Source organism: Alkalibacillus haloalkaliphilus C5, assembly GCF_000269905.1.
In the GTDB taxonomy this organism is placed as follows: Bacteria; Bacillota; Bacilli; order Bacillales; family Alkalibacillaceae; genus Alkalibacillus; species Alkalibacillus haloalkaliphilus_A.
Window position 1 is genome coordinate 1 of record NZ_AKIF01000255.1, and the last position, 1,690, is coordinate 1,690.

Genomic DNA, 1,690 nt, shown 5'->3' on the forward strand with positions numbered 1-1,690 from the left:
GTAATTGTTCAACTATGGTGAAATAAAACGATCGTGTTTTCACCACACTCTCTCCCTTTTGTCCCATCCTCATTATTTAATAGGATAAGGTTTTACAGGGAGAGTACTTTAGTACACCCTCTTCTGTGTAAGATTTAATTTTGCCTTTCGCTTCTAAGTAATCAAGTTGACCAATCGTTTCAGACATCGTTAATCCAAATTGTTTCTCATAATGTTTCGGGAATAAGTATCGGCAAACTTCATATGGCGAAGCGCGATGTTCCTTAATATATTCAAAAACATGTTCCGCTCGTTCTTCTTGTCGTTTTAATCGGTGGTCGATGAGCTTTTCGTTAAAATGGAACGTCTCACCATGACCTGGCAACACTTCACCGATCTTGTAATTCTTTAACTTTTTCATCGCTTCCCGATAATTAATAAGCGACCTCGGTCGTTCTTCTTCACCGACAAGCGGTGCCTCTAATATAGGATTAGACGATATATGTTTTAACAAGTGGTCTCCGGCGATTAAGCTGCCGCTAGTTTGATCGTAAAATGATAAATGACTTTGAGCATGGCCAGGAGTTTCTATTACTGTAATTGATGGCAAGCCTGGAATGACATCACCTTCTAAAATAGTTTCAGTTAAGCGGCCATTTCCTTGATACTTAAAGGCGTTTTCAACCGTCTTATCAATTTTTCTAAATTGATGAGGTACATCAAAACGATCATACAATTGATCAAAAAAGGCGAAATAATGCTGAAAGTACTCACGATCTTCTTTCAACCATAAGTCGGTAAGCGGGTGGCCATAAATTGCTTCTACTTGTCTAAAGTGCTCGATAAGCCCAGTGTGATCAGGATGATGGTGCGTTAACACAATCTGTTTAATATCAGATGACTCTAAACCAATCTCTTTTAATTGTTGTTGGAAAGCTTCCCACGCTTCTTCGGTATTCACACCTGCATCAAATAGTGTCACTTTCTCACCCATATATAGATAACAATGTACATCTCCAACGGCATACGGTGTCGGAACGGTAATTTGATGGATTAATTGATGTGTCATAATGTCTGTTCCACCTTTTGTTTCATTTTGCTATTATTATACTACAAAAATTAAAAATTGCATCTATTTTCAAATAATTCACTTAAATGTTTCGCGAATTGTATGATCAATGATCGTTGGTAACTTTTCAAAGGAATAAGTCAGCTCTAACCTTTCTGACCACTGGTGTGCATCTTTACCTAGAGGACCTACATTTAATGTTGGAATAGCCCACTTTTGTTTTGGAATATAATTTCCCTGAAATTGTTGCATTGGTAAATTCATTGCTAGTTGATCAAAGTCCGCTTCACTACTCGTCGTTTCTCCAACAAAGCTTAAATCAGAAATACCGTTGAAATATGACAACGTAATTGGGTTAGCACCTTCACCTTTCATCTTCTCTTCTATACTTTTTACAAGCCTTTTTACCGTTGTATTTTGTTCACTCGTAACAGCAGGGTAAAAAGGTGGACTATAAAATAACACGATCATCGGCGCTAAATGACTACATAGATAGGCTAGATCTTGTACAAGAATCGTTGAAAAATCGCGATCGCCAGTCTGTCTTTCATTTAATAAGTTTGCCCTTCTTTTTTCTACTTCTTCCTGACCAAATTTATTAACCGCTTCATTGTATAGCTCTTCATAACTTAAAATCGAAAT

The 1,690-nt window shown here is 37.2% G+C and carries 1 protein-coding gene and 1 pseudogene; both read right to left on the reverse strand.

The window, feature by feature from the left end:
* Positions 1 to 76 precede the first annotated feature (76 nt).
* A complete protein-coding gene (locus A194_RS0116180) occupies positions 77 to 1,048 on the reverse strand; it encodes an MBL fold metallo-hydrolase (RefSeq protein ID WP_017187819.1) in 972 nt (323 codons plus the stop codon).
* Between the two features lie 78 nt (positions 1,049 to 1,126).
* Positions 1,127 to 1,690, reverse strand: a pseudogene (locus tag A194_RS0116185) (M20/M25/M40 family metallo-hydrolase); the annotation flags it as partial.

Excerpts from the sequence above, each read along its gene's own strand:
- A194_RS0116180 (WP_017187819.1), bottom strand. The coding sequence starts at position 1,048 with ATGACACATCAATTAATCCATCAAATTACCGTTCCGACACCGTATGCC.